At 56.5% G+C, this 3,759-nt stretch carries 2 protein-coding genes and 2 tRNA genes; all 4 read right to left on the bottom strand.

Going from position 1 to position 3,759, the window contains the following annotated elements:
• Nucleotides 1-2 precede the first annotated feature (2 nt).
• Nucleotides 3-75 (bottom strand) — tRNA-Gly (locus tag PMX72_RS01605).
• A 105-nt stretch (nt 76-180) separates the two neighbouring features.
• Nucleotides 181-927 carry an anti-sigma factor antagonist gene (locus PMX72_RS01600; protein WP_118388206.1) on the bottom strand — a complete coding sequence of 249 codons (747 nt, stop codon included), beginning with the start codon at nt 925-927 and terminating at the stop codon, nt 181-183.
• Nucleotides 928-1,005: 78 nt separating this feature from the next.
• The gene (locus tag PMX72_RS01595) at nt 1,006-3,351 is read right to left on the bottom strand and encodes a GAF domain-containing SpoIIE family protein phosphatase (RefSeq protein ID WP_271729876.1); all 2,346 of its coding nucleotides are present in this window, start codon (nt 3,349-3,351) and stop codon (nt 1,006-1,008) included.
• Between the two features lie 59 nt (nt 3,352-3,410).
• Nucleotides 3,411-3,500, bottom strand: a tRNA-Leu gene (locus PMX72_RS01590).
• Nucleotides 3,501-3,759: the final 259 nt, after the last annotated feature.

Below are 3,759 nucleotides of genomic sequence, written 5' to 3'. Positions count from 1 at the left end.
GGAGCGGACAACGGGGCTCGAACCCGCGACCCCAACCTTGGCAAGGTTGTGCTCTACCAACTGAGCCATGTCCGCTTGCGGGTTATTAATTTACGCGAGTTGTCCAAAAGACGCAAGTACTTTTTTCAAAAAACTTGTCTGCCGCATGTTCTTAGTAGCTAAACGCGCTAAAGCGATTGGCTAGGCACACGATTCCAGCGCTCCGCTAAACAGCTTCACCATCTGCACGCGCGTGCCGGCGCCGTCCGTACGATGAGCAACCTCCACGTTATCGACGAGCATACGCATAAGCTTGATACCACGGCCGCGCTCCTCAGATGCGACCGGTTCGCTCGTTTCATCGATAGAATAGCCGGCACCTCGATCAAGCACCTCAACCACAACGCGATCGCCATAGGCCTGAACCGTCAGGACGCACCCGATACCGCCCGCATGGTCATAGGCATTACCCAGCGCCTCCCCCGACGCCAATGCGACATCGTAGCGCTCGTCGCGGCGCAACGGAAGCGATTCAAGGAGTTCGGCGATGCGATGTCGGTAGTATGGAAGATTCTCGATACCCTGACGGACCTCGACGCTCTTACTCCAGCGAGGCAGCTCCCCCACCGGAATGGCGGGAATAGACTCCCGTGCCGGCCCCGCGACATGAAGGATATCGACAAGACGAGCAATCTCCAAAAAGCGAACAACTTCACCCGATGCATTGACGAGCGAAAGCAGGCCTTCTCGCCTCATGAGCTCACGAGCGCGCGTAAGCAGGAATGCCAAGCCCGTCGAATCGATAAAGCTAACAGCCTGACAGTTGATGACGACACGACGCACGCCGCGGCCAATCAAAGCATCCAACCGCCGACGCAGCGCAGGCACCGTGGCGATGTCGATATCGCCTGGTGGCGTCAAAACCGCTATGTCATTCCACTCATTCATACGACCATGGTTCCCCAAAAAAGCCCACTCGATGCATTCGTTTCCCCAACCGTACGGATTCAGCCCGCCCAGCGTCGTCTATGAACGACCCCGTAAAAACTCAAGGGACACCAATGCAATGTCATCGTCCAGCGCCGATTCGGTAAATCGGTCAAGCTCGCCCAAGACCTTGCCGCAAATGCCCGACACGCCCTCACCCGAGACAGAGAGCAGAAGGTCGCGAAGGCGCTGCTCGCCAAAGAAAGCACCCGAGCGGTCACGCGCTTCGATTGTTCCGTCGGTGTACATAAATAGCATGTCACCAGGAGCGAACGTAAACACGCCTGTCTCGTACACCATGCTCTCAAAGGCACCGATTACCCCCGATTGGCATCCAAGCAGCTCGACCTCTCCCCCACGAGCCTCGCCGCCACCCAGCGGCATCGACTCTGGCCTGATGACCATGGTCGGAGGATGGCCCGCCGAACAATACGTTGCGCGTCCGGCTTTAAGGTCAATCTTGGCGATAAAGGCCGTCACGAACGTCTCGACCCTCGAAAAGCCCATAAGCATGCTGTTAAGAGAGCGTGCCATGCGGGCCGGTCCAGCGCCCTCCCAGGCATATGCCGTCAGGGCCGTCTTGACGAGTGCGGACATCGATGCAGCCTCAATGCCTTTGCCAGACACATCGCCCAGAATCATGACGGCGCAATCGTCGGGAAGACGGATGAGCGTATAGAAATCGCCGCCGACCAACGCCGAGTTCGTGGCCGACAGGTACACCGAATCGGCGGCGATTCCCGGAACATCCCCCAGTGAATTTCTCATGCCAATCTGGAGGGTCTGAGCGATATGGCGCTCCTCACGCTTTTGAGATTCGCCTTCATAGATCAGTTCAAAGTCATGAGCCAAGTGCACCAAGTAGTCATATTCAAGGTCATCAATCGGCTCTTGGCTACCATCACGAAGCAGCAGCGCACGCGTCGTCGGCCCCTTCGCAACAGAAGCAGGAACGATTGCGTCGTTACTGTGCTTGCCATCGCCCTCAGGGCGTGGGCGCCCCGCCTCGATGCCGGCGTCGACGTAGAGACCCTGGCAAGGCAGGCCATGCGCTCTAAGCCAGCCTCCCATAGGCATCGATTCGTCAACGCGAGTTATACGGACGTGTTTAAGGTCCTCGGCACTCGTGCCGCCCAAAACAGATGCCTCAAAGCCATCAGGGGCAGCCCCCAGACGTGCCGCTGGCGCCGTCGTGGAAAAGAAAAGCTTCTCGGGATCGTCCGGCAAAGCAACGCGACTGCCGCCTTCAAAATCTATGACGTAGGAATCCAGACTGGCGTCATACTCAACAGGGCAAAAATGGCAGTTGAGCATATTGCAGATCTCGGACGACACCGCCTGGGTAGCCGCGGCGGAATCGTCTAGAAAGGTAAACAACTCATCACGCAGCACATTGAGGGAACGACCAAGCTCGGCCGTGCGACGGGAGCGAAGGCTCGATGCCATGCCGACCAGCTGGATAGACAGGTAATCGCAAATGACCTCGAGCACATTAACGTCATAGGCGAGCGGTGCCTGGGGGCGTTTCCAACCAACTTCCAGCACGCCGAGGATCTGCGTACCGTAAAAAACGGGAAGACAGATTTCACTGCGGTACGGAGGCATATCCTGCATGCGCAACAGGTGCTTTGAACGATTATCCAGGTCCATGAACATACCGGAGGCGGCCTTATCGCCCTCAAGGTCCTGTTGGATCGACAAGCGACAGGCGCGCGACTCGCGAAGAACATACGTCGGAATGCCAGCGCCATACGGCAAAAACTCGGGCAGGTAGCTGTCGTACAGCTCCTTGGAAACACCGCGAAGCTTAAAGCCGCCGCTCTCAGAAAAATAGATAGCGGCACCCGAAGCATCGAGCGTTCCTACAAGCTGGTTCAAAACGGTATCAAGCAGGCTGGGTAACTCATCGGAGCCCACAGTGCTCATAATGACCGAGAGCGTCCCAGAGAGACGCTTGTTCGCCACTCTAAGCTCCGATAACGCACGCTTGAGCTGACGGTCGTGAGAATACTGTTCCTCGATACTGTGAAGCGCCACCAGGACACGTGGTGCGCGGCGCCCAAAGATGCGTGGAGGCGTTACGGAGCCCGCACGAACCAAGACGGGAATAAAAGAGCCGTCACTTAGCTTGAGCATCAGTTCGTTCTCGGAGCCATCAGTATCAAATGGCAGACGATGTTCCGTCGCACGTTCAAAAGCGGACGAGTACAGGACGTCTTTAACATCTCCACCGATGACGTCGGCGCGTTCCTCGCACATCAAACCAAGTAAGCGGTTATTCACATGCAGAATGGTTCCGTCGAGCTCGCAGATGATGACAGCATCGCTCGTGATCTCGACTAGTTGGGCAACGTCTGCCCACTCGTTGCGTTCAAGCGTTTCCATCGTGGACCCCACCGTCTATCGGTAACAAAAAAGCCTCCGAAGAGGCTTCTCAAATGCGATGGTGTCGGAGGCGGGACTTGAACCCGCATGACCAAAAAGCGGTCACTAGCACCTCAAGCTAGCGCGTCTGCCAATTCCGCCACTCCGACATGCTATGTTGTTGATTCGCGCTTCGTTTTGTTGGACCCGCGCGTTCAACGAGAAAGATAATAACCTATGATTCGAGAACTGTGCAAGCACTTTTTTCAAAAAAGTTTACGAATTTGTAAATGCGCAGGTAGACCGACCTGTTCGGGCAGGAATGAGGTCGCTTTCCAACGCGTCCTCGGGCATGCGGCATTATTTTGATCCGCGCTTCGCGCTACAAAATAATGCCGCCCCCTGCGGAATGCGTTGGAAAGCGACCTC

This window comes from Collinsella aerofaciens (genome assembly GCF_028207065.1).
GTDB lineage: Bacteria > Actinomycetota > Coriobacteriia > Coriobacteriales > Coriobacteriaceae > Collinsella > Collinsella aerofaciens_AR.
This window is presented reverse-complemented; position numbering and strand designations above follow the sequence as displayed.